This window comes from Pseudidiomarina sp. (assembly GCF_048268165.1).
Taxonomy (GTDB): domain Bacteria; phylum Pseudomonadota; class Gammaproteobacteria; order Enterobacterales; family Alteromonadaceae; genus Pseudidiomarina.
Genome location: NZ_JBLWWA010000001.1, coordinates 420,449 through 444,896, shown reverse-complemented (window position 1 = coordinate 444,896; position 24,448 = coordinate 420,449). Strand labels below are relative to the sequence as shown.

20 protein-coding genes are annotated in these 24,448 nt (G+C 47.5%); 7 read left to right on the top strand and 13 right to left on the bottom strand.

What is annotated here, in order from left to right:
• Positions 1–21 precede the first annotated feature (21 nt).
• The 10 genes from pyrF to gyrA all read right to left on the bottom strand — a co-directional run bounded on the left by pyrF (position 22) and on the right by gyrA (position 11,400).
• Complete coding sequence (gene pyrF, locus ACN0UY_RS02060) at positions 22–720, bottom strand: orotidine-5'-phosphate decarboxylase (RefSeq protein WP_417665152.1); 699 nt, start codon at positions 718–720, stop codon at positions 22–24.
• Complete coding sequence (lapB, locus tag ACN0UY_RS02055; RefSeq protein ID WP_128351456.1) at positions 721–1,878, bottom strand: lipopolysaccharide assembly protein LapB; 1,158 nt, start codon at positions 1,876–1,878, stop codon at positions 721–723.
• The gene (locus tag ACN0UY_RS02050) at positions 1,878–2,138 is read right to left on the bottom strand and encodes a lipopolysaccharide assembly protein LapA domain-containing protein (protein ID WP_417665151.1); all 261 of its coding nucleotides are present in this window, start codon (positions 2,136–2,138) and stop codon (positions 1,878–1,880) included. The genes lapB and ACN0UY_RS02050 overlap by 1 nt, the downstream gene beginning before the upstream one ends.
• Positions 2,139–2,215: 77 nt before the next feature.
• Positions 2,216–2,527 (bottom strand): integration host factor subunit beta, encoded by a 312-nt coding sequence (gene ihfB, locus ACN0UY_RS02045; protein WP_417665896.1) that lies wholly within the window; start codon positions 2,525–2,527, stop codon positions 2,216–2,218.
• Positions 2,528–2,553: 26 nt separating this feature from the next.
• Positions 2,554–4,233 (bottom strand): 30S ribosomal protein S1, encoded by a 1,680-nt coding sequence (gene rpsA, locus ACN0UY_RS02040; protein WP_128351453.1) that lies wholly within the window; start codon positions 4,231–4,233, stop codon positions 2,554–2,556.
• Between the two features lie 113 nt (positions 4,234–4,346).
• On the bottom strand, positions 4,347–5,048 hold the full coding sequence (cmk, locus tag ACN0UY_RS02035) for a (d)CMP kinase (protein WP_417665150.1): 702 nt from the start codon (positions 5,046–5,048) through the stop codon (positions 4,347–4,349).
• An 86-nt stretch (positions 5,049–5,134) separates the two neighbouring features.
• On the bottom strand, positions 5,135–6,439 hold the full coding sequence (aroA, locus tag ACN0UY_RS02030) for a 3-phosphoshikimate 1-carboxyvinyltransferase (protein WP_417665149.1): 1,305 nt from the start codon (positions 6,437–6,439) through the stop codon (positions 5,135–5,137).
• Positions 6,432–7,538 (bottom strand): histidinol-phosphate transaminase, encoded by a 1,107-nt coding sequence (hisC, locus tag ACN0UY_RS02025; protein WP_417665148.1) that lies wholly within the window; start codon positions 7,536–7,538, stop codon positions 6,432–6,434. The genes aroA and hisC overlap by 8 nt, the downstream gene beginning before the upstream one ends.
• A 132-nt stretch (positions 7,539–7,670) precedes the next feature.
• Positions 7,671–8,753, bottom strand: a complete 1,083-nt coding sequence (gene serC / locus ACN0UY_RS02020) for a 3-phosphoserine/phosphohydroxythreonine transaminase (protein WP_417665147.1) — start codon at positions 8,751–8,753, stop codon at positions 7,671–7,673.
• A gap of 4 nt (positions 8,754–8,757) precedes the next feature.
• Positions 8,758–11,400, bottom strand: a complete 2,643-nt coding sequence (gene gyrA / locus ACN0UY_RS02015; RefSeq protein WP_417665146.1) for a DNA topoisomerase (ATP-hydrolyzing) subunit A — start codon at positions 11,398–11,400, stop codon at positions 8,758–8,760.
• Positions 11,401–11,545: 145 nt separating this feature from the next.
• On the opposite strand from gyrA, the gene ubiG reads away from it, so the two are divergent.
• The 6 genes from ubiG to ACN0UY_RS01985 all read left to right on the top strand — a co-directional run bounded on the left by ubiG (position 11,546) and on the right by ACN0UY_RS01985 (position 17,455).
• Positions 11,546–12,256, top strand: a complete 711-nt coding sequence (ubiG, locus tag ACN0UY_RS02010; RefSeq protein ID WP_417665145.1) for a bifunctional 2-polyprenyl-6-hydroxyphenol methylase/3-demethylubiquinol 3-O-methyltransferase UbiG — start codon at positions 11,546–11,548, stop codon at positions 12,254–12,256.
• Between the two features lie 2 nt (positions 12,257–12,258).
• Positions 12,259–12,924 carry an HAD family hydrolase gene (locus tag ACN0UY_RS02005; protein ID WP_417665144.1) on the top strand — a complete coding sequence of 222 codons (666 nt, stop codon included), beginning with the start codon at positions 12,259–12,261 and terminating at the stop codon, positions 12,922–12,924.
• Positions 12,925–13,303: 379 nt separating this feature from the next.
• The gene (gene nrdA, locus ACN0UY_RS02000) at positions 13,304–15,643 is read left to right on the top strand and encodes a class 1a ribonucleoside-diphosphate reductase subunit alpha (RefSeq protein WP_417665143.1); all 2,340 of its coding nucleotides are present in this window, start codon (positions 13,304–13,306) and stop codon (positions 15,641–15,643) included.
• Between the two features lie 34 nt (positions 15,644–15,677).
• Complete coding sequence (gene nrdB / locus ACN0UY_RS01995) at positions 15,678–16,808, top strand: class Ia ribonucleoside-diphosphate reductase subunit beta (protein ID WP_417665142.1); 1,131 nt, start codon at positions 15,678–15,680, stop codon at positions 16,806–16,808.
• Positions 16,809–16,815: 7 nt separating this feature from the next.
• The gene (gene yfaE / locus ACN0UY_RS01990; protein ID WP_128351443.1) at positions 16,816–17,079 is read left to right on the top strand and encodes a class I ribonucleotide reductase maintenance protein YfaE; all 264 of its coding nucleotides are present in this window, start codon (positions 16,816–16,818) and stop codon (positions 17,077–17,079) included.
• A gap of 109 nt (positions 17,080–17,188) precedes the next feature.
• Positions 17,189–17,455, top strand: coding sequence for a GrxA family glutaredoxin (locus tag ACN0UY_RS01985; protein WP_417665141.1), 267 nt, complete (start codon positions 17,189–17,191; stop codon positions 17,453–17,455).
• Here the strand turns inward: ACN0UY_RS01985 and hrpA are convergent.
• The 3 genes from hrpA to ACN0UY_RS01970 form a co-directional block, all read right to left on the bottom strand.
• Positions 17,435–21,175, bottom strand: coding sequence for an ATP-dependent RNA helicase HrpA (gene hrpA / locus ACN0UY_RS01980; RefSeq protein ID WP_417665140.1), 3,741 nt, complete (start codon positions 21,173–21,175; stop codon positions 17,435–17,437). The two genes, ACN0UY_RS01985 and hrpA, sit on opposite strands and share 21 nt — an antisense overlap.
• Positions 21,176–21,245: 70 nt before the next feature.
• Complete coding sequence (locus ACN0UY_RS01975; RefSeq protein WP_417665139.1) at positions 21,246–21,665, bottom strand: CBS domain-containing protein; 420 nt, start codon at positions 21,663–21,665, stop codon at positions 21,246–21,248.
• A 41-nt stretch (positions 21,666–21,706) separates the two neighbouring features.
• The gene (locus ACN0UY_RS01970; protein WP_417665138.1) at positions 21,707–22,762 is read right to left on the bottom strand and encodes an isoaspartyl peptidase/L-asparaginase family protein; all 1,056 of its coding nucleotides are present in this window, start codon (positions 22,760–22,762) and stop codon (positions 21,707–21,709) included.
• Between the two features lie 224 nt (positions 22,763–22,986).
• Between ACN0UY_RS01970 and sbcB the strand changes: the two genes are divergently transcribed.
• On the top strand, positions 22,987–24,420 hold the full coding sequence (gene sbcB, locus ACN0UY_RS01965; protein ID WP_417665137.1) for an exodeoxyribonuclease I: 1,434 nt from the start codon (positions 22,987–22,989) through the stop codon (positions 24,418–24,420).
• The last annotated feature ends 28 nt before the right edge of the window (positions 24,421–24,448 follow it).

Genomic DNA, 24,448 nt, shown 5'->3' with positions numbered 1-24,448 from the left:
GTGGCTAAGAAATATTACGGATTAAGCTGTCAGTGATTGATTAATCGCATGTAGTGCGGCGACTGGGTCGTCTGCCTGCGTTATTGGACGACCAATAACCAATACTTCAATACCTAACGCAGCCGCTTCAGGTGGCGTCATAATGCGACGTTGATCGCCCCGCTCAGCACCCACCGGACGAATACCCGGTGTAACACGAATAAAATCATGACCACACGCATCAGCAATCGATTGCGCTTCCCACGCTGAACAAACAACGCCGTCAAGCCCAGCCGACTTCGCCAATTGAGCTAAATGCAATACATGCTGTTCGGCAGAACTACTGATACCTATTTCACGCAGGTCGTCTTCGGTCATGCTGGTTAATACCGTCACGGCAATTACTAACGGTGGATTCGGCATATCTGCAACTGCTTCACGCGCGGCTTCAAGCATGCGTTTGCCGCCACTTGCATGCACGTTAACCATCCAAACACCGAGTTCAGCAGCGGCATGCACTGCTTTTTTCACCGTGGTCGGAATATCGTGAAATTTTAAATCTAAAAATACTTTAAAGCCGCGTTGAACCAGCTCGCGAACAAAGTCAGGTCCGGCGCTGGTAAACAATTCTTTGCCTACCTTTAGACCACATTCTTGCGGTGACAGTTTGTCGATCAAAGGCCACGCTGATTGTGCATCGGCATAATCAAGTGCCACAAAAACGGTTGTTTGCGTTGTCATTTATTCTCCATCTAAACCAATAATAGGCTTAATCTCACCCCATGTACGACACGACGGGCAATGCCAATACAAGGTACTTCCTGAAAACCCACAATGCCGACAGCGGTACTTCGGTCGTTGTTTCATTTGCTGTTGCACCATGCGTTGTAGCATTTTTAAACTATCACGGGCTTTACCTATGTCTGCCGCGCGAATATGAAAGTCCATCAGCTTATGGAAACCCTTCATAGTTGGGTTTTCCATTAAGGTGTTTTGCACAAATTGCTCGGCGGCTTCAATGCCGTTTTCACGCGCAATCATTTCAGACAACATCACAGCCGCAGAGGTAGAATGCGCACTTTTTATGCACTTATGCAGAAACTGAATCAAGCCGCCAACGTCATCCAATTCATCATAACAAGCTTTGATAAGCGGCAAGGCTTCACTAATAAATTCAGGGTCTTCATCCAAAATACCGACCAGTAATTTTTGTGCCTTGCGATAAGCCCCTTGGTTGTACCACATGCGCCCTAGGGCTAGAGCTGCGCGAACGCAATCAGGATCATGTTGGCGGGCTTTAAGATAATATTTTTCAGCGTGCTCAGTGTCATTTTGACGTTCGGCAAGCTCGCAATACAATTGCGCAACGAGTACCTCGGCGCTGCGGTCGTAGCGCATCAGTTTCAGTGCAACCTTTATCGCTTTATCCCATTCATGGGTCGACTCATACAGTTCCAGTAAGTGTCGTTGGCATGCCTCACGGAATTGTTTATCGCTTTGCAAAGCCAAAAGCATTTCTTCAGCGCGGTCATAAATGCCCGCAGCTAAATAATCCAAGCCAAGCTCAAACATCGCCTGGCGTCGCTCTTGCTCACTAATCGCTGGACGCGACGTTAAATTTTGATGAATTTTTATGGCGCGATCAAGCTCACCTCGGCGTCGGAATAACTTGCCGAGAGCCCAATGTGTTTCCAACGTATCGGAGTCGACATCAAGCAACTCGATGAATAAATCGACTGCTTTATCGGGTTGGTCAGACAGGAGTAAATGAAGGCCAGTAACATACTGACGCGAGAACTGTTCTTGCTCTTGACGGTTTTCGTTGCGAACACTGTTACGCCCCATGAACCAACCATAGGCAGCTGCAACCGGAAGCAGAAGAAACAGTAGCTCTAACATTACGGTGCGCTCTTAGAACTCACCAATTGTTTTTTCATCTTGCGCAGGTCTCGTCGTAACATGACTTGCGCACCGAGCATGCTTAATAAACCAATAATAAAGCCTAACGTTAAAAATATCGCAGCCACGGTGGCAACGCTTACTTGTTGCTGAACCACGATAAAATCAACGGTGATTACGTGCTTATTGAGCGCGCCAAATGCTACTGCAATCAGAAATAGTATAATCAAGGGAAGGCTAACAAAAACGAATCGAATCATATTCTTTCCTGTCTCGCGCATATAAAAAAACGGCATGCTTACTATAGCATGCCGTTCTCGTTAACTCGACGTTAAAATTATCCGATATTATCGACCCGCTCTCGCAGTTCTTTGCCTGGTTTAAAGTGTGGTACGTATTTACCATCAAGCTGCACTTTTTCACCAGTTTTCGGATTACGCCCTTCACGTGGTGCCCGATAATGCAGTGAGAAACTTCCGAATCCACGTATTTCGATACGCCCACCAGAGGCCATATACTGCGCCATCTGTTCGATAAGCTCCTTCACCGCATCTTCAACCTGACGCGGAGAAAGCTCTGGGTACAACTTCGATAACTGGGAAATCAGTTCCGATTTTGTCATCACATGCTCCTCTACTAATGCGTCAATGCTTTCAGGTTCACATAAAGCGTATATTAATCGTCGCTTTTAGCCGCTTTGAAGGCTTCAGCCATTGCGTTAGTGAAGTCAGCATCGTCTGATTGCTTGCTGTTCACTGTATCAAGAGCTTCTTTCTCTTCAACTTCGTCTTTAGCACGAATTGACAGGCTTAAGGTACGGTTCTTACGGTCAACGCCCATGAAACGAGCTTCAACTTCGTCACCAACTTTCAATTCAGTGGTTGCATCTTCAATGCGCTCACGTGAAATATCAGCAACTCGAACATAACCTTCAACGCTATCACCTAGCTCAACTTTGGCACCTTTGGCATCAACTTCGATGACTTTACCTTTAACAATAGCACCTTTTTTGTTGGCCGCTAGGTAATTGTTGAACGGATCTTCTTCTAATTGCTTAATACCTAAAGAGATACGCTCACGCTCAGCGTCAACTTGCAGAACTACAGCTGTAACTTCTTCGCTCTTCTTGAAGTCGCGAACCGCTTCTTCACCAGTAGCGTTCCAGCTAATGTCTGACAAGTGAACCAAACCATCAATACCGCCATCAAGACCGATGAAGATACCGAAGTCAGTGATTGACTTGATCTTGCCTGAAACTTTGTCGCCCTTGTTGAAGTTCTTCGCGAACTCTTCCCACGGGTTAGCTTTACACTGTTTCAAACCAAGTGAAATACGACGACGTTCTTCGTCAATTTCAAGAACCATAACTTCAACAACGTCATCCAAGTTAACAACTTTAGAAGGATGTACGTTTTTGTTGGTCCAATCCATTTCAGATACGTGAACCAAACCTTCAACGCCTTCTTCGATTTCAACGAAGCAACCGTAGTCAGTTAAGTTGGTCACACGACCAGTCAAACGATGCCCTTCAGGGTAACGTGCTGCGATATCAGCCCATGGATCAGCGCCTAATTGCTTAAGGCCAAGTGATACACGAGTACGTTCACGATCGAATTTCAATACTTTCACATTGATTTCGTCGCCAACATTTACCACTTCGCTTGGGTGCTTAACGCGCTTCCAAGCCATATCAGTGATGTGCAATAAGCCGTCAACGCCGCCTAAATCTACGAATGCACCGTAATCAGTAAGGTTCTTAACGATACCCTTAACTTCTTGGCCTTCTTGTAGATTTTCAAGCAGTTCATCACGCTCTGCACTGTTCTCAGTTTCAATAACTGCACGACGTGAAACAACAACGTTGTTGCGCTTCTGGTCAAGCTTGATAACTTTGAACTCTAATTCTTTGTTTTCTAGGTGTGTCGTTTCTCGAACTGGACGAACGTCTACCAATGAGCCTGGTAAAAACGCACGAACGCCACCTAAATCAACAGTGAAGCCACCTTTAACTTTACCGCTAATTAAACCGGTAACAGTTTCTTGGTCTTCATAAGCTTTTTCCAGCTGTAACCAAGCTTCGTAACGCTTCGCTTTCTCGCGTGACAAGATTGTTTCGCCGAAACCATCTTCAACCGCGTCAAGAGCTACATCAATCTGGTCGCCAACTTGAACTTCTACAACGCCTTCAGCGTTACGGAATTGTTCAACAGGGATAGCGCTTTCAGATTTCAGGCCTGCGTCTACAAGTACTACGTCGCGGTTAATCGCAACGATGGTGCCTTTAACAATTGAACCCGGGCGAGTTTCGACCGTCTTTAGGCTTTCTTCAAACAGCTGTGCAAAATTTTCTGTCATATGTGTTAACTACTTTCAGTTAAGTACGTCCACCAAGCACTCCCGAATGGCGGGGTTGTTCAAATTAATCTGTTCGCATTCCTTGCTACAGACCCCTAAGCTGGTAGCTACTATTAGCTACCGGTCTCAGATTTTGAGAGCTTGCCGTGGGCAAACTCGAGAATTTGATCCACCACATCATCGATGCTCAAATTCGTTGAATCTATAAATAGCGAACCCTCAGCAGCACGCATTGGCGCAACCGAGCGGTTGGTATCCCGATCATCGCGTTCGCGAATTTCGGTGATTAATTGGTCGATTTTAGCATCTATTCCCTTTTCCTGCAATTGCTCAAAGCGGCGTTTTGCACGCTCTTCGGCGCTAGCAGTTAAGAAAATCTTTGCCGCAGCATCTTTAAACACCACAGTGCCCATATCGCGGCCATCCGCAACCAAGCCAGGTAACTCTTTAAACGCACGCTGACGGCGCAGTAGCGCTTCACGAACGCGCGGTAAAGCTGCAACTTTGGAGGCCATATTCGCAACATCCTGGGTACGAATGGTCATGGTGACATCTTCGCCTTCCAGAATAATGTGCGTTAGCTCCGGATCTTCCTCAACATCAAATTTCACATCCAATGAACCGGCTAATGCCACAAGGCTTTCTTCATCATCAGGCGCAAAGCCATGATGCAAAGCAGCCAACGCTAAAACGCGATAAATCGCGCCGCTGTCGAGCAGGTGCCAACCGAGTTTATCCGCAAGAATGCGACTGACAGTTCCTTTGCCAGAGCCACTCGGGCCATCAATCGTGATAACGGGTGTGTTTTTGGTCATGCGATCCTCTACCAAATAAAAGCGCCGCAATTATACGGAACTGGCAGAAAATTGCATCCTAAATTGGTGATACTTCGGTGAAATGTTCATGAACTTTGCGTGATCTGGCAAAAGTCAGTGAAGAAATTCGGGTAAGTTTTACGGCAACAATTCGGGTCTAGAATGGTTACACCAACCTCGCTAAAACCCAACAAAGCGAAGCTCATGGCCATTCTGTGATCGTTATAGGTGTCGATAATGCCATGTTGCAAATGAGCCGGTGGCGTAATTGAAATTGCGTCTTCCGTTTCGACAACATGCGCGCCTACCTTACGCAGTTCTGCTGCCATCGCTTGCAGGCGGTCAGTTTCTTTAATGCGCCAATTGGCGATATTACGAATGTGAGTTGTTCCCTGTGCAAACAACGCGAGCGTGGCAAAGGTCATTGCGGCATCTGGAATCGCATTCAAATCGGCATCAAGCGCGCGCAAAACGCCCTTTTTAACCGTAATTGAATGTTCGTCAATGGTCACTTGCGCGCCCATTTGTGCCAAATAATCCGCGAATTTCACATCGCCTTGAATGCTATGGCGCCCCACACCGTGAACTGTCAGCGGTCCGCCGCCAAGAGCACCCGCCGCGAGCCAGTAAGATGCAGCGCTGGCATCGCCTTCCACCCAGTAAACACCCGGGCTCTGGTAAACCTGCTGGCCTGGAATCATAAATTCTTGGCGACAGATTTGGTGCACAACAATGCCAAAGCGTTCAAGCATCGACAATGTCAGTTCAATATATGGCCATGACACCACTGTACCCGTTAGCTTGAGTACGCTGTCTGTTTCTAGTAACGGCAACGCCATTAATAGGGCTGAAATATACTGACTGGACTCGGTGCCATCAATTTCAATCATGCCACTGGTTAAGCCACCGGAAATTTCAAGCGGCGGGTAACCTTCCTGCTGCAGACAATCAATTTGGGCACCGCCAGCACGCAACGACTCAATCAACGCTGCGATGGGTCGCTCTTGCATGCGTGCATCGCCCGTTAATATACAACGATTGCCGTGCAAAGTTGCACTCAGCACCGCAAGCAGCGGCCGCATGGCAGTACCCGCGTTACCTAAATCTAAGGCTTCAGGGTGCTGCGGCCAATTCCCACCACAGCCAGAAATGGTGATGTGCGTTGGATCATGCTCAGCAATGGCAGCAGTCACCCCCAAGTCGCCCAGCGCTTCTAACATGCGTTGGGTATCATCACTTCTTAATACGTTGGTAAGCACCGTACTTTGACCTGCGCCGCATAACGCAGCCATAAGTAGTGCGCGGTTGGCAATGCTTTTGGAACCCGGCAAGGTCACGTTACCATGACATTGCCGCAGTTTTTTGAGGGTAATTGAACCAGTATCAGCCATGCAGCAAGGTCGTCATGGCATCAATAAATGCCTGATTTTCTGCCGGCAGACCAATGCTTACGCGCAAATGGCGCGGCAACTGATATCCAGCAACTGGGCGTACAATAACGCCAGCATGCAACAGCTTTTGATAAATGTCTGCTGCTGCATCACCCACTTCAATGGTCAAGAAGTTGCCATGCGAAGGGATATAATTTAAGCCGTTCTGTTCACAAAACGCCACCAATTGCTTCATGCCTTCTTGGTTTACGCGGATTGATTCATCAAGATAAGCTTGGTCGTCGAGCACCACTTCAGCCGCGCGCAGACTTAAGCTATTCATGTTGAATGGCTGACGAATGCGGTTCATTAAATCAGCCACTTCAGGATGCGAAATTGCATACCCTGCCCGCAACCCCGCTAACCCATAAGCTTTAGAGAACGTACGGCTAACAATTAGATTCGGATACTGTGCCACCCACTCTACCGATGGCGCGCGTTCTGCTGCTTCAACATATTCATAATAAGCTTCGTCCAGCACCACCAACACATTGGACGGCACCTTCGCGATAAAGTCTGCCAGCTCTTCTTTACTGAGAAACGTGCCAGTTGGGTTGTTTGGGTTGGCAATAAAAATCATCCGCGTGTTCGGCGTAATTGCCTTCAACATTGCGGGCAAGTCATGGCCATAGTCTTTCGCAGGTACCGCAATACCTTTCGCGCCAATGGCTTGTGTAACCAGAGGATAAACGACAAAGGCGTGTTGCGCGAAGATAACCTCATGGCTGGCATCAACAAACGTACGCGCCAGTAGTTCCAACACGTCATTCGACCCATTACCTAAAGTTATTTGGTTGGTATTCACACCGAGCTTTTCGGCCAATTTAGTCTTTAAATAAAACCCATTTGCATCGGGGTAACGGGCTAAACCTTTTAGAGCGTCCTGCAATGCCTGCTTCACCTTCTCACTCAATCCCAGCGGGTTTTCGTTAGAGGCTAATTTAATAATATTTTTAATCCCAAGCTCACGCTCAACCTCTTCAATAGGTTTTCCCGCTTGATATGGGCTTAAAGTACGAACCCCAAGGTTCGCCAGTTCTTTCGCATTAAAATCAGTCATAAAGCTCTCGTTGTTCGTTTACTTCGTTGTTCGTCCACTTCGTTATTCGTCCGCTCCGCTATTCGAACAGTGCGAAGCACGGACGAACAGTGAACAAAGTGAACGGACGAAAACCGAATAACGCTTTTGTGTTTAGGCCTTGCGCTCAAATTCGCGCATGAATCCAATCAGCGCATCAACGCCAGCCATCGGCATCGCATTATATATGCTCGCCCGCATGCCGCCGACAAACCGATGGCCTTTTAACCCTAACAACCCAGCCTGTTGGGCTTGCTGCAAGAATTCACCATCAAGGCGTTCGTCAGCTAACAAGAATGGTACGTTCATTATTGAACGATAGTTAGGGTTAACTGGATTACTGTAGAAGTCAGAACTGTCAATAAAGTCATACAGCTTGGCCGCTTTCGCATGATTCATTTGCCCCATGGCAGCAATGCCACCTTGGCGTTTGAGCCATTGGAATACAAGTGCTGACAAGTACCACGCAAAGGTGTTCGGCGTGTTATACATCGAACGTTCCTTGGCTTGCACCGTATAATCCATAATCGTTGACGTATTACCCTGTGGATGCCCAAGTAAGTCATCGCGCACAATCGCAATAGCAAAACCCGATGGCCCGATATTTTTCTGTGCACCCGCATAAATCACACCAAAGCGGCTGACATCAAGCGGTTCAGAGAGAATATTGGAAGACATATCAGCAACCAGCGGTGCTGGCACATCAGGTATTGCATGTACCGCGATACCATCAACGGTCTCGTTCGGGCAATAATGAAAATACGCCGCGTTTTCTGAGAGTTGCCATGCATCGGCAGACGCAATCGCTTTGCCCTGATCCGTTTGAACTGCAGCACCCACTACGTTGACGTGCTGCACATACTTTTTGGCTTCACGAATGGCAAACTCAGACCAAATGCCACAATTCAAATAATCTACCGTGGCGTTCGGCCCGGCAATATTCTGTGGCACAGCACTGAATTGTCCGCGACCGCCACCGTGCATAAATAACACGCGGTAATTATCGGGAATATCCATTAAATCGCGCAAGTCCTGCTCGGCTTGTTCTGCAAGCCGAATGAACGCGGGATCACGATGACTAATTTCGAGTACTGAAATGCCCAAGTCGTTCCAGTTAAGGAATTCCTCTTGGGCTTGTTTCATAACCTCTGCCGGCAACATTGCCGGCCCCGCAGAAAAGTTAAACGGGGCACCCATGCAATTATTCCTCAGTTACTGCGTCATCATCCGCATCATCGTCTAATGGCTCGCTGCTCTCTTCACCTTCTGCAGGCTCGTTCAGCAACGCATCGGTTTCATCATCTTCATCAACTTCATCAATACGCTGCATGCCGACAACTTGTTCATCTGCACCGGTACGAATTAAGCGAACACCCTGAGTGTTACGCCCTACTACCGACACTTCAAGAACGCGCGTCCGTACCAGCGTGCCTTTGTTGCTGATAAGCATAATCTGGTTGGCTTCAACCACTTCCATGGCACCAACAACCTGACCATTTCGCTCACTTACTTTGATTGAAACGACACCTTTAGTGGCGCGGCTCTTCGCCGGATAATCGGTAATCGGCGTGCGTTTACCAAAACCGTTCTCAGTTACGGTAAGAATGCTTGGCACTTCGTCTTCAATGGTTCGCGGCACGATGAGTGATACCACACTTTGCCCTTCAGCAAGGCGAATACCACGTACACCGGTTGCGGTACGACCCATTGAGCGCACTTGGTCTTCACTAAAGCGCACCACTTTACCACCGTCTGAGAACAACATGATCTCATCACCGGCAGTGGTCACATCAACACCAATCAGTTCATCGCCATCATTCAAGTTCAGGGCGATAATACCGCCACTGCGCGGACGCGAATAAGCTTCCATTGGTGTCTTCTTGACCGTGCCCTTACGGGTGGCCATAACAATGTATTTGTCGTCTGGATAATCACGCGTTGGCAGAATTGCGGTAATACGCTCATCAGCCTCTAGCGGCAACAAGTTTACAATTGGGCGGCCGCGCGCCGTGCGTGTCGCCAACGGTAATTGATAAACCTTCATCCAGTAGATACGACCCCGCGTTGAGAAACACAGAATCGTGTCATGTGTATTGGCAACCCATAACCGTTCAATGAAGTCTTCGTCTTTCATCTTCGTGGCGGACTTGCCTTTACCACCGCGACGTTGCGCTTCATATTCAGTTAATGGTTGATACTTCACATAACCGTGATGTGACAATGTCACCACCACGTCTTCTTCATTAATCAGATCTTCCATGCTGATATCGTGGGCAGCAGCCGTGATTTCTGTGCGGCGCGCGTCACCATATTCAGCTTTAATTTTTTCTAACTCTTCACGGATAACTTCCATTAAACGTTCTGAGTTATTCAAGATGTACAGCAACTCTTCAATCTGTTGCAGCAACGACTTGTATTCTTCCAGGATTTTTTCGTGCTCAAGGCCTGTTAACTTGTGTAGGCGCAAGTCCAAAATCGCTTGGGCTTGTTCTTCAGTTAAGTAGTATTGGCCATCGCGAATACCGAATTCCACACTGAGGTGATCAGGGCGTGCCGCGTCAACACCAGCGCGCTCAAGCATCGCTGCTACATCGCCAAGATTCCACGCACGCCCGCTTAATCCAGCTTTTGCATCAGCGGCAGTTTGTGAACGGCGAATCAATTCAATAATTTCATCAATGTTAGCCAGCGCAATCGCTAAACCTTCAAGAATGTGTGCCCGCTCCCGCGCTTTACGTAACTCGTAAACTGAGCGACGGGTAACCACTTCACGACGATGCAGAATGAAGCATTCAAGCATGTCACGCAGGTTAAACAGGCGCGGCTGGTTTTTATCCAAAGCAACCATGTTAATCCCGAATACCACTTGCATTTGGGTATTGGCATACAGGTGATTCAGGACAACTTCAGCAACTTCACCACGTTTTAGTTCGATAACAATGCGCATGCCGTCTTTATCAGACTCGTCACGCAAACCACTGATACCCTCTAAGCGTTTTTCTTTAACCAACTCAGCAATTTTCTCAATCAATCGGGCTTTGTTCACCTGATACGGAATTTCCGTAACGATGATTGCTTCACGATTATTGCTGTCGGTTTCAACTTCAGCGGTTGCACGCAAATGAATGCGGCCACGCCCAGTTTTATAGGCTTCAATAATACCTGCACGACCTGAAATACTTGCCGCAGTCGGGAAGTCAGGGCCAGGTATATAATCCATCAATTCTTCAATTTGAATATCTGGATTGTCGATCATTGCCAAACAGCCATTTACAACTTCAGTTAAGTTGTGCGGCGGAATGTTGGTCGCCATACCTACCGCAATACCGGACGAGCCGTTTACTAATAGGTTGGGAACACGGGTTGGCAATACATCTGGAATTTGTTCTGTGCCGTCATAGTTTGGCACAAAGTCGACCGTTTCCTTGTCGAGATCGGAGAGCAGTTCGCTGGCAATTTTAGCCATACGAATTTCGGTATAACGCATTGCTGCTGCCGAGTCACCGTCTACAGAACCAAAGTTACCTTGGCCATCAACCAACATGTAACGTAGCGAGAACGGCTGTGCCATCCGTACAATCGTGTCGTAAACGGCGCTATCACCGTGGGGGTGATACTTACCAATTACGTCACCGACAATACGCGCTGACTTTTTATACGGCTTGTTAAAATCATTGCGCAATTCGTTCATCGCGAATAAAACGCGACGGTGAACTGGCTTGAGACCATCACGAACGTCCGGCAATGCACGGCCTACAATTACACTCATGGCATAATCGAGGTAAGAACTTTTTAACTCATCTTCAATATTGACCGGAACGACTTCTCTGGCGAGATCACTCATAGTAGTTATATCCCTAAACGATCTGTCTTCTTTCTTATAATTCGTAAGATTACGCATTGTACCCATAGAGGGCTGCTATCGCATCTTTTTTTATCCCTGTAGGTTGAGTACACTGTACCGACTTTTAAGCCTTAGCAGAAGCCCTATGAAAGCAAATTCGAATGTTGATCCTGCAGAAATCGAAAAATTTAGTGCCATCGCATCACGTTGGTGGGACCCCGAAGGTGAGTTTAAGCCGCTTCACTTAATTAATCCGCTGCGCCTTGATTACATCATGCAGCATTGCGATGGTGTGTTTTCAAAGCAGGTTCTTGATATCGGCTGTGGTGGCGGACTGCTTGCTGAAGGTTTAGCGCGTGCGGGCGGCAAAGTTACCGGTATCGACTTAGCAGAGCAATCCTTGCAGGTTGCTCGTTTACACGCGTTGGAAAGCAAATTAGCTATTGATTACCAATGTATCGCCGCAGAAGAGTTTGCCAGCGAGCATCCACAGCAGTTCGACGTGGTTACTTGTCTGGAAATGCTCGAGCACGTTCCTGACCCCAGTGCTATCGTGCAAGCCGCAGCTGATGCGGTAAAACCCGGTGGTTACGTGTTTTTTTCAACCTTAAATCGCAACGTGAAATCCTGGTTACTTGGTATCGTCGCGGCCGAATACGTGCTCGGCTGGGTTCCTAAAGGCACCCATCAGCATCAAAAGTTTATTCAACCTTCTGAACTGCTGCGCATGTCCGATGCAGCTGGTTTAGACCCGCTTGCAATGACTGGCATGCATTATTTGCCTTGGCGTGGCTTTTATCTTGATCAAACCAATGTGGATGTGAACTATATCGTATGCCTGCGCAAACCCAACTAAATATGAAACGCGCAACAGCGCCTACAGCTGTCTTATTTGACCTTGATGGCACCCTGCTGGACACTGCACCAGACTTAGGCGCTGCGTTAAATGCAGTGCTTCAGGCAGAACAGCGGCCGCTGGTATCAGCTGCAGAATATACACCGTTAGCATCGCACGGTTCCGCCGGGTTGTTGCGTTATGCATACGGTGATGAATTCGAGCGCCGCCGCGATGAATTGCGAGACGCGTTTCTAACAGCATATGCCCGTAACATTGCTGCAAACACCCAATTATTCGAAGGCGTCACACAGTTGTTGCTGCAACTGCAAGCCCAAAATATCGCTGTGGCTATTGTCACCAATAAACCCCATGCTTTAACTACCCAGTTGGTTCCTCACTACCCGGAACTGGCTGCAATCAAGGTTATCATTAGTGGCGATACTCTTGCGGTTGCGAAGCCCTATCCAGCGCCGTTATTGCACGCAGCTCAGTTGCTTGGCGTACCAAAACACCAATGTTGGTACGTGGGTGACGCACAACGCGATATTGAAGCGGGTCGTCGCGCCGATATGTTCACCGTATTGGCACGATATGGTTATATTAGTGTGCATGATGAGCCGCAAAATTGGGGGGCAGACGCGCACATTGATCATCCAGCAGAATTGACTAACTTGTGGTTGAGGTGACACCCAACCACAACATCTTGTGTGTTATCGGTGAAAACGCTCAAAATCTTGTAAAAGCCTTGTTATACGTGGCTTATAAATTTGTTATCTGAAGATGGGTGTTAACAGACAAAAAAATAATAAGAAATAAATTTTTATATCTTGATTTTCCTAAGTCGCTTTATTGGCAAGCGTTTTAGCGAAAGCCCCCACTAATCCCGATCCAAATCAGTCATTTCACCACAGTAAATTCACTTGATCAGTGTGCGATAAGTGCTAGGATACAGGTCATTCGATCAACCCAAGATATTGTGTAAAAAACGCACGAGCGACCCCCTAAGACACCATATCTTGTGGCTAGACTAACAAATCATAACAACAACGAATATGGATGCGCCTCATGAATCAACAGCTCTTCGTAACTAAACGTAGCGGCGAACGTGAACCCCTGAATTTGGACAAAATCCACCGCGTTATCAGTTGGGCTGCCGAAGGGCTCAACAACGTGTCAGTTTCACAAGTTGAAATCAAATCACATATTCAGTTTTACGACGGCATTAAAACTGAAGATATTCATGAAACCATTATCAAGGCAGCGGCAGATTTAATATCTGAAGAAGCGCCTGATTACCAATACATGGCCGCTCGCCTCGCAATATTCCATTTGCGCAAATTAGCCTATGGCAAATTTGAGCCACCGCATTTATATGACCAAGTTACAAAAATGGTTGCTGGCGGTCGCTATGACAAGCATTTGCTGGATGACTACAGCAAAGAAGAATTCGAACAGATGAATGATTTCATCGACCATGCTCGCGATTTAAACTTCTCTTACGCTGCAGTAAAGCAGCTTGAGGGCAAATATTTGGTGCAAAACCGTGTCAGTGGCGAAATCTATGAGAGCGCTCAGTTCTTGTATTTATTGGTTGCTGCCTGCTTGTTTGCAAACTACCCAAAAGAAACGCGCCTGAGCTACGTAAAACGTTTTTATGACGCGACCTCGCTGTTTAAAATTTCATTACCAACGCCAATTATGTCGGGCGTACGTACACCAACGCGCCAATTCAGTTCGTGCGTATTAATTGAAGCTGGCGACAGTCTCGATTCGATTAACGCAACCGCTAGCGCTATCGTGAAGTACGTGTCACAACGCGCCGGTATCGGCATCAATGCAGGTCGTATTCGCGCTTTAGGTAGCCCTATTCGCAGCGGTGAAGCCTTCCATACAGGCTGTATCCCATTTTATAAATACTTCCAAACCGCTGTTAAAAGCTGTTCGCAAGGTGGGGTTCGTGGCGGCGCAGCCACCCTTTTCTATCCACTGTGGCATCTTGAAGTTGAAAGCCTGTTGGTATTGAAAAATAACCGTGGTGTTGAAGAAAACCGCGTGCGTCACTTGGACTACGGTGTGCAATTTAACCGGGTCATGTATCAGCGTTTGATCAAAGACGATTACATCACACTGTTTAGCCCGTCTGATGTACCGGGTCTGTACGATGCCTTCTTCGCAGATCAAGACGAATTTGAACGCTTATACAAACAGTACGAAGCCGACGAGTCGATTCGTAAAAAACGTATTAAAGCGATTGAATTATTTAGCTTATTTATGCAGGAACGTGCCAGCACTGGCCGTATCTATTTGCAAAACGTAGACCATTGCAACACCCATAGCCCATTTGATCCTAAAGTGGCGCCGATTCGCCAGAGCAACTTATGTCTGGAAATCGCCCTGCCAACCAAACCGTTGGCGCACGTGAACGATGAAGAAGGTGAAATTGCCCTTTGCACGCTGTCCGCCTTTAATCTAGGCGCGATCAAATCACTGGATGACTTAGAAGAGATGGCTGAATTAGCCGTGCGCGCGCTCGACAGCCTACTCGACTACCAAGAATATCCAGTACCGGCAGCGCGTAACGCCACCATGGGGCGTCGTACCTTAGGTATCGGTGTCATTAACTACGCGTATTACCTCGCGAAACACGGTGTACGTTATTCGGACGGTTCAGCCAATGCACTTACGCACCGTACATTTGAAGCCATTCAGTTCTATCTTATGAAGGCTTCAATGAACTTAGCGAAAGAACTTGGTGCCTGTCCTAAATTTAACGAAACCACGTATTCGAAAGGCATTATGCCAACCGATACCTATAAAAGAGACCTCGACGCAGTTTGCAGCGAAGCGTTGCATTTAGATTGGGATGGCTTGCGCGCTGGTATTAAGAAATACGGCATGCGTAATTCAACGTTGTCGGCATTGATGCCGTCAGAAACCTCATCACAAATTTCGAATGCAACTAACGGCATTGAACCGCCACGCGGGCACATCAGTATTAAAGCATCGAAAGATGGCATCACCAAGCAGGTGGTTCCCGAGTACGAAACGCTAAAAGACGCTTACGAATTGCTGTGGCAAATTCCGAGTAATAAAGGATACATCGAGCTTGTCGGTATTATGCAAAAATTCGTCGACCAGACCATTTCAGCAAATACCAACTATGACCCAAGTAAATTTGAGGGTGGCAAGGTTCCTATGCGCCAGTTGCTACAAGATTTGTTGTATGCGTACAAACTGGGTGTGAAGACCTTGTACTACCACAATACTCGAGACGGTGCTTCTGACAATCAAGTCGATTTGCGTGACAAAGTAGATGCAAAAACGCGTGAACAGGAAAACCAACAAGCAACCGTAGCAATAATAGAAGAAGACGATGATTGCGCCGGCGGAGCCTGCAAAATTTAACGTTCGAGAAGAACAGTAAAAGGTGCGCTAAAATATGAGTTATTCGACGTTTAATAAAAATCAAATTAACCCGCTACTGGAGCCAATGTTTTTTGGTAACTCAGTGAACGTAGCGCGTTATGACCAACAAAAACACAGCATTTTTGAAAAGCTTATCGAAAAGCAAATCAGTTTCTTTTGGCGTCCAGAAGAAATTGACGTTAGCCGAGATCGCGTTGACTTTAACGCGTTAACGGAAAGTGAAAAGCACATTTTCATCTCAAACTTAAAATATCAAACGTTGCTTGATTCTGTGCAAGGTCGTAGCCCTAACATCGCGCTGCTGCCGATTGTTTCTATCCCGGAACTTGAAACCTGGATAGAGACTTGGTCGTTCTTTGAAACCATTCACTCACGTTCATATACGCATATATTGCGTAACTTATTTACTGACCCAAGTGAAGTATTCGAAGACATCGTCATCAACGAAGAAATTCAGATGCGTGCCAATGATATTTCGCAATACTACGATGACCTGATCTTTTATACGCAAATGTGGCAAACCCACGGCGAAGGTCAATGGGAAGTGGACGGCGAGGTACATAACGTCACCATTCGTGAGCTCAAGAAGAAGCTTTTCTTGTGCATCAACTCAGTGAATGCATTGGAAGCAGTACGCTTTTATGTCAGCTTTGCCTGCACCTTTGCGTTTGCTGAACGCGATTTAATGGAAGGCAACTCAAAAATCATTCGCCTGATTGCCCGTGACGAAAACCTTCACTTGGTTTCCACTCAGCAAATTATAAACTTGTGGCAATACGGTAAAGACGACCCTGAAATGAAAGAAATATCTGAAGAGCTACGCGAAGAAGCCCTGCAGATTTTTATGAAAGCCGTCGAACAAGAGAAGCAATGGGCGCATTACTTATTCCGTAATGGCTCAATGATTGGTTTGAATGAAGAAATGTTATGCCAATACGTTGAATACATTGCCAACATGCGCATGGAAGCTATTGGTTTCGATGCACCGTTCAAGCAACGCAGCAACCCGCTACCTTGGATGAACAAGTATTTGGTATCAGATAACGTACAAGTTGCACCACAAGAGTCTGAAATCACTTCATATCTGGTCGGCCAAATTGACAGCGAAGTCAGTGCTGCAGACTTGGGAGACTTCGAACTCTAATCGTCCTATGAGCCAGCTCTATAAGGTTAAAGTCAACGGTCAGCATGAGCTGACCGTTGACGCTTCAAAAGGTACAACCCTGCTCGAAGCTATGGAACAAGCTGGGTTAGACCCCCACTATCATTGCCGCAATGGTTTTTGTGGTGCATGCCGCGTGCAGCTTGTATCCGGCGATGTCAATTACGTTAATGACCCACTCGCATTCATTCGTCCAGGCGACTGTTTGGCATGCTGTTGCGTACCTGCCACGGATATTGAAATCAATCAATAACCAGCTATCGAACTTTTCGATAACCCAAATCAACTAAAGTCATTGGAATCACGCCCGAATTTATAGGACAATCAGCAGCAATTATTGCTTTCGAAACGAGGAGTAGCGAATGTTTACTGTAATCTTTGGCCGTCCAGGCTGTCCGTTTTGTGTACGCGCAAAACAAATCGCTGAAAAGCTAGAAGAAAATCGTGATGATTTCGAGTTTAATTACATCGATATGCAGGCCGAAGGTATCAGCAAAGCCGACTTAGAAAAAACCGTTGGTCAACCCGTACTCACCGTGCCACAAGTCTTTATCGATGAAAAACACATCGGTGGCTGTGATGAATTTGAAGCTTATGCCCGCGAACATTTAGGTTTGTACGCTCGTTAATGCCTGGCGCACCCGTTTTTCTGAGATAGGGAAACGGGTGCCTAACGTCTGTGCAAAAAAGCTCACACGCAGCTCTTCTATCATCCAACGAATATCGCGTACACTTTCCGGCAGCTTCTGTCCTTTTGGAAATTTACTCAGCAATGCCTGATAATCTTGCTGTAAATCCGTAATGGTTATGGTGTGTAATCGGTCTTTATTTGGGTCAACCGGTAACTTCTCTAAGCGCCGTTCAATGGCCTTCAAGTAGCGCGGAATATCCGCCAAGCGCTCTACCCCAACATCACTCACGAACCCCTTATAAACAAGGTGATCAAGCTGATCTTTAATGTCGCCATGGGCTTGAATTTGATCCAGGCTCACTTTGCCCTTTAACCGCTTGCGAATTGCCTGACTTTGCATCAAGCAAGGCTCAACGGCCTGCGCAATGGCGCTAACACGTTCATTAAGCTCAGCCCTCGCCAATTCGTATAAAGCTTTATACGAATCAGAATCTCTTGCTGGGTGGGCATCAATCATTGCGTCCAGTGCGGCGACAATACAATCCTGAATCAAATCATCGACTTTTCCCCAAGGGTTATAATACATCGCCAACTTCGCCTTATTCGACAACGATTGCTGCAAATAGCGCACCGGAGAAGGCAACTGGGCTAATAGCAGCTGACGCAAACCTTGCTTATGGGCTTGTTCAGCCTGTGCAAGCGTGTCAAACAACTCCTGACGCACACCTTCGCCATCAGGCACCAACGCTGGGTATGCCTTAATCGCATAACCACGCTGCTGTTGCTCCAGAGTTTCTGGCAATGCACCGAACACCCATTCGGTGGCGGCGCGCTGCTGCTTGTCCTGTGGCTGCGCAACCGCTTGCTTTAATGCGTCTTTTACCTGGCCCTGCATATTCTGCTGCAACTGCACGAGGTCTCGGCTTTGACGTAACGTGTTACCTTGTTCATCAACCACCGCAAAGTTTACCTTCAAATGACGCGGTATCTGCGCGGCATCCCATGCATCAGCGGGTATAGTCACCCCTGTCATACGCCGCAATTTGGCAGCGAGTGCATCCAAAAGCGCTTGCTTGGCGATAAGTTCCGCGTTGCAATCCGCAATAAAGGCTTGCGCATAATTTGGTGCCGGCACAAAGTTGCGCCGCAAAGTTTTTGGCAGCGACTTTATCCAGGCCACAACAAGATCAGTACGTAATGCTGGAATAAGCCAGTCAAAGCCTTCAGGCTTCACTTGATTCAGCAGCGCTACCGGCACTTCAACGGTTACTCCATCATCTTCGGCGTTGGGGTCAAATACATAACGTACATGCAGCTTTAAGTTACCCTGCTGCCAAGTATCCGGATAGTCCAGTGATGTTACATGGCTGGCATCCTGCGCCATCAAGTCATCACGCTCAAACTGCAGTAACTTCGGTTGCTGTTTTACAGCCTTATGCCACCAGCCTGCCAGCAGTTGTTCATTATAAATACCAGCCGGAATATCGTGGTCATAGGCTGTAAATAGCGCTTCATCGTCAACCAAGATATCTCTTCTACGCGACTTATCCTCAAGCTCTCGTACTTGCGAAATCAACGCTAAATTATGTGCAACAAATGGCAGCGGCCGCTTTAATTCACCTTGAACCAGCCCTTCACGAATGAAAATCTCACGTGCGGCAACGGCGTCTATCGGTCCGTACTGCACCTTGCGGCGTGGTACGATAATTAAACCAAACAAAGTCACTTGTTCATCGGCAACGACCGAGCCCTGCTTCTTGGAAAAATGCGGTTCAAAATAATTACGCTTTACCAGATGCTCGGCAGCTGGCTCAATCCACTCAGGCTCAATACGCGCATTCATTCGCGCAAATAAACGGGAAGTTTCAACCAACTCAGCAGCCATGACCCATTTCGGTGACTTTTTGAATAACCCCGAACCCGGGAAAATATAAAATTTACGGTTACGGGCGCCGAGGTATTCATGGCCCTCTTGCTTCTGCCCTAATTGCGACAGCATACCGGTTAATAAAGCACGATGAATGGCTTCATAACTGGCCGGTTCTTGATTGATACGAAACCCTAATCCACGAACAGTTTGCCGCACCTGAGTATAGACATCTTGCCATTCACGAACGCGCAGAACATGCAGAAACTCTTGCTTTAAGCGCTTTCTGAATTGCGTTTTAGACAATTCATGCTGCAGGTTTGATAAATACTGCCAGAGCTTCAAAAAGCTCATAAAGTCAGAATCTTTATCGTGAAACCGCTGATGGAACTCATCCGCTTTCTGCGCTCCTTGTTGTGGGCGCTCGCGCGGGTCTTGAATACTCAACGCAGAAACCATCACCATCACTTCTTGCATGCAACCGAATTCGTTTGCCGCAAGCACCATACGCGCCAAACGCGGATCCAAAGGTAATTGCGCAAGTTGTCGCCCGACAGCAGTTAACCGCGGCCCTTGGTAACCGCGCTTATTCTTCTTAGGGCGCGCTGCCGAAGCTAAGGCATGCAACTCTTGTAAGAGGTTCAAGCCGTCATTGATATAGCGTTCATCAGGGCGCTCAATAAACGGAAACTTGCGAATATCGCCCAGTTTGGCTGACGTCATTTGCAAAATAACGGCCGCTAGATTGGTTCTCAGAATTTCAGGGTCGGTATAAGCGGGGCGAGCCAACAAATCTTCTTCACTGTACAGACGAATACACACACCAGGTGCAACGCGGCCGCAACGCCCCGCACGTTGATTTGCGCTCGCTTGTGATATTTTCTCTATGGGGAGTCGTTGTACTTTGGTTCGGTAACTGTAACGGCTTATCCGTGCCGTACCTGGGTCAATCACGTAGCGAATTCCCGGTACCGTCAGCGATGTTTCGGCAACGTTGGTTGCAATCACGACTCGGCGGCCGCTATGTGATTGAAATATTCTATTTTGCTCAGCTGCAGATAACCGTGCGAATAACGGCAATATCTCGGTATTCGCCAGTTTTAACTCACTAATCGCTTCAGCAAAATCGCGAATTTCGCGCTCGCCACTGGCAAATAGCAATACGTCCCCCGCAGCTTCGCGCTGCAACTCCAATAACGCATCACACACGCCTTGCACCACGTCAGCGTCATCTTCACTGGCGTCGGCATCTTGCAGCGGCCGATAGCGCACTTCTACTGGATAGGTGCGCCCACTGACAGTAATAATTGGTGCTTGATTAAAATGTTTGGAAAATCGCTCTGTTTCTATGGTCGCTGACGTAACAATCAGCTTTAACTCAGGGCGTTTGGGTAAAATGGTGGCTAATACGCCAAGCAGAAAATCAATGTTCAAACTGCGTTCGTGCGCTTCATCAATAATGATTGCATCGTACTTCGACAGCAGGCGATCATTTTGGAGCTCCGCCAACAACATGCCATCAGTAACCAGTTTAATACGGGTGCCTGGCGCCGTTTGATCGTGAAAACGCACCTTATACCCCACCACCGCACCCAGCTCAGTCTCGAGTTCTTGCGCAATACGTGCCGCTACGCTTCGAGCCGCTAGTCGCCGCGGTTGAGTGTGACCAATCATGCGTCCTTCATCGGCGTTACCATAGCCCAACTCAAGCAGCATTTTCGGTAACTGAGTGGTTTTCCCTGATCCCGTTTCACCCGCAATGATCACCACTTGATGCTTCTCAATGGCGGCTTGAATCGTTTGCTTTTCTTGTACAACGGGTAAGTCAGCTGGAAATTGAATGGCGCGCACGTGTGTCCTAACTCATTAAAAAGGCTGACGCTAGTTTACCAGCGTCAGCCTTTGATGTTAACGGCGAATGTTATCGGTACGTGTAGCCATCACGTAAATGCAGGTCTATTGCGCGTAATATATCCGTGCGGGTTATGACTCCAACCAACTGTCTGTCGGTGTTGATTACTGGGTACATCTTCGGTTTGTTGGCAGTCATTTGCTGCGCCAAATCGGTTACCGATGTGTTTGCATCCACCGTCACAACTTCACCTTGATACATGCAATCACTCACGGTTGCGCTTTGTTCATTGTGGTAGGTGTCACGCAACATTGCGGCTAAACAGTCTTGCTCCGACAAAAAGCCAACCAGTTTGTTTTGCGTATCAACTACAGGCCCGCCACGCTGACTGCTTTGCAGCAATATCGACACGGCAGCCTCAATTGACATATCAGGCGCAAAACGAACCGGATGCCGATTCATATAATCCACAACTTTTAATGAATGCATGGTATACCTCTCATTCTTCACCAACCATGCATTCAGTATAGTCAATCGTTGTAAATGGCAACCTCAAGCGGTTGATTTGCAACGCGCTTAGCGCGGTACATACCTTCAGTATTGAATGGCATATGCACATTACCATCTTTATCGACAATAATAACGCCACCGGTGCCACCTGCTGGCAACAACACGTCATGAATGACTGTATCACCAGCAGTCACCACGTCGAGTTGTTGGTATTTCATGCGTGAACAAATATCTGCGGCAACTTGATAACGAATAAAATATTCACCGTGCCCTGTTGCAGAAACCGCACAGCTGGCATTGTCAGCCCATGTACCCGCACCAATAATAGGCGAATCACCAACACGACCATAGCGCTTACCGGTCATGCCGCCAGTTGAAGTCGCGGCGGCCAAGTTACCGTGTTTATCTAAGGCAACAGCACCAACGGTGCCGTATTTAAAGTTATCATCCATAGTCGCCCAAGCTTGCTTGTCTTGAGGGTTGCCAACTTGTTTCTTCATGCGCTGTAACGACTCATAACGCCATTCTGTATTGAAGTAGCTGTTGTCAACGAGTTCTAAACCCTGCTCTTTCGCAAAGGTTTCAGCGCCTTCGCCGCTAAGCATCACGTGTACCGACTCTTCCATTATTTTACGAGCTAAAGCAATTGGGCTTTTCACCGTTTTCACACTAGCCACAGCTCCAGCTTCGCGAGTGGCGCCATTCATGATTGAAGCATCTAACTCGTGAATCCCATCCCAGTTATATACAGCACCGCGACCTGAGTTAAAAAGTGGCGAGTCTTCCATAATTTGTACCGCAGTCACCACCGCATCCATACTGGTGCCGCCATTGGCAAGAACCGCGTGTCCGGCATTAATTGCTTCGGTAAGCTTTGCCGTATAGGCGCGCTCACGCTCCGGCGTCATACTCTCACGCGTGATGGTTCCCGCACCACCGTGAATAGCAATTGAAAACTTAGCATTATCATTAGCGTTTTGAGCGAGAGCATTTGGTGCAAGTAAAGCTGCGCCAGATACCAAAACCGCAGATACTAAAAGCGAGCTTACAGTTGTAGGGAGTTTCAGGTGTTTCATAGTTGCCTCAACGTTTTAATACTATAGCCTTCAACTCTAACTTGCTGCTGCCACCTGAGCAAGGGACACCGACCCCGAAATAGCGGCCATTTAACGCGGGTTAATGCGTCATGTACCCCCTCGAAGTAACTAGGTATCTGAGTGCGTTGTTAATCTTTGTCATTAAAAGGTGCATAAGGTAGTCTTGTTAATACGAGTAAATGCCGCAAAGTAACAGGAAAACGATGACTCAGCCGACTTTCTATTGGCACGATTATGAAACTTGGGGTGCGAATCCACAAACCGACCGGCCAGCACAATTTGCTGGTTTGCGAACCACCTTAGATTTCGAACCGGTTGGCCGCCCCTTAACCATTTATTGTCAACCGACCCCTGACTTTTTACCGCACCCTGAGGCTGTTTTAATTACTGGTATAACGCCACAACATGCGTTAGCTCAAGGCATGTGCGAATCAGCTTTTGCTGAGAAAATTGCGACACAAATGAGTGAACCGAACACCACCATTATCGGATACAACAATATTTCCTTCGATGATGAAGTTACGCGCAACTTGTTTTACCGAAACTTCATTGATCCTTATGCGCACACGTGGCAGGACAATAATTCGCGGTGGGACTTAATTGATCTGATGCGTGCCTGTTATGCACTGCGCCCTGAGGGTATCGAATGGCCGTACCATGATGATGGCCGCGTCAGCATGAGGCTAGAAGATCTTACCCGTGCTAATGGCATTGAACATGGCCAAGCTCATGACGCCATGGCTGATGTGCATGCCACCATCGCCATTGCCAAAAAAGTGAAAGCTGCGCAACCACGCTTATTTGATTATGCCTACGGCTTACGCCGCAAGCAGGCTGTAAAAGAACTGGTGCAGTTGACAACCTTTACCCCATTAGCGCACATCAGTGGCTTTTATGGCGCAAACAACGGCTATTTGAGCGTCATTATGCCGTTGGCTTTTCACCCAGAACAGCCGAACACGGTTATCTATTGGGATTTGCGTTGCAATCCAGACCACATTGCCACCTTGTCCGATAGCGAACTGGTTGAGCGTCGATTCAGCCGCCGTGCCGAACTTTTCGAGCAAGGGCTGGAACACTTCGGGGGCGGCAGCTTTGCATTAAACAAATGCCCTTTTGTCGCGCCGCTCAAAGTAATTGATGAGAACGCTCAAGCCCGCTGGAATATTAACTTTGACGCGATTGAGCAGCACCGTCAGCAGCTTCTGGCCAGCCCCGAGTTGCGAGAGCGCGTAATAGCAGCAACCATTCACAGCCGGGAATTTGAACCGACCAATGACCCCGATCTTATGCTGTATGGCGGCGACTTTTTTAGTGACCAAGATCGTTCAAACATGGCCATAATTCGTGCTACCGAACCGAATCAACTGGCTGGCCTTGAACTTAACTTTGTTGATAAACGTTTACCTGAAATGCTGTTCCGTTTTCGCGCACGAAACTACCCAGCAACACTTACTGACAGTGAGTTGCAACGCTGGCGTACGTTCTGCCAGAATCGACTGATGGCGCCGCCAGGCCGCGCGTTAAGTGCCGAACAATTTATGCACACACTTGAACAATTGTCACAACAACATGCAAACTCCAGCAAGAATATGCGCTTGTTGCAGGACTTGTACCGTTACGTACAAAGTTTGTAGTTTCTAACAGAACACCAAAGGGATACGC

Coding starts and splice junctions, on each gene's coding strand:
- pyrF (WP_417665152.1), bottom strand. CDS start 720: ATGACAACGCAAACAACCGTTTTTGTGGCACTTGATTATGCCGATGCA.
- lapB (WP_128351456.1), bottom strand. CDS start 1,878: ATGTTAGAGCTACTGTTTCTTCTGCTTCCGGTTGCAGCTGCCTATGGT.
- ACN0UY_RS02050 (WP_417665151.1), bottom strand. CDS start 2,138: ATGATTCGATTCGTTTTTGTTAGCCTTCCCTTGATTATACTATTTCTG.
- rpsA (WP_128351453.1), bottom strand. CDS start 4,233: ATGACAGAAAATTTTGCACAGCTGTTTGAAGAAAGCCTAAAGACGGTC.
- cmk (WP_417665150.1), bottom strand. CDS start 5,048: ATGACCAAAAACACACCCGTTATCACGATTGATGGCCCGAGTGGCTCT.
- aroA (WP_417665149.1), bottom strand. CDS start 6,439: ATGGCTGATACTGGTTCAATTACCCTCAAAAAACTGCGGCAATGTCAT.
- hisC (WP_417665148.1), bottom strand. CDS start 7,538: ATGACTGATTTTAATGCGAAAGAACTGGCGAACCTTGGGGTTCGTACT.
- serC (WP_417665147.1), bottom strand. CDS start 8,753: ATGGGTGCCCCGTTTAACTTTTCTGCGGGGCCGGCAATGTTGCCGGCA.
- gyrA (WP_417665146.1), bottom strand. CDS start 11,400: ATGAGTGATCTCGCCAGAGAAGTCGTTCCGGTCAATATTGAAGATGAG.
- ubiG (WP_417665145.1), top strand. CDS start 11,546: ATGAAAGCAAATTCGAATGTTGATCCTGCAGAAATCGAAAAATTTAGT.
- ACN0UY_RS02005 (WP_417665144.1), top strand. CDS start 12,259: ATGAAACGCGCAACAGCGCCTACAGCTGTCTTATTTGACCTTGATGGC.
- nrdA (WP_417665143.1), top strand. CDS start 13,304: ATGAATCAACAGCTCTTCGTAACTAAACGTAGCGGCGAACGTGAACCC.
- nrdB (WP_417665142.1), top strand. CDS start 15,678: ATGAGTTATTCGACGTTTAATAAAAATCAAATTAACCCGCTACTGGAG.
- yfaE (WP_128351443.1), top strand. CDS start 16,816: ATGAGCCAGCTCTATAAGGTTAAAGTCAACGGTCAGCATGAGCTGACC.
- ACN0UY_RS01985 (WP_417665141.1), top strand. CDS start 17,189: ATGTTTACTGTAATCTTTGGCCGTCCAGGCTGTCCGTTTTGTGTACGC.
- ACN0UY_RS01975 (WP_417665139.1), bottom strand. CDS start 21,665: ATGCATTCATTAAAAGTTGTGGATTATATGAATCGGCATCCGGTTCGT.
- ACN0UY_RS01970 (WP_417665138.1), bottom strand. CDS start 22,762: ATGAAACACCTGAAACTCCCTACAACTGTAAGCTCGCTTTTAGTATCT.
- sbcB (WP_417665137.1), top strand. CDS start 22,987: ATGACTCAGCCGACTTTCTATTGGCACGATTATGAAACTTGGGGTGCG.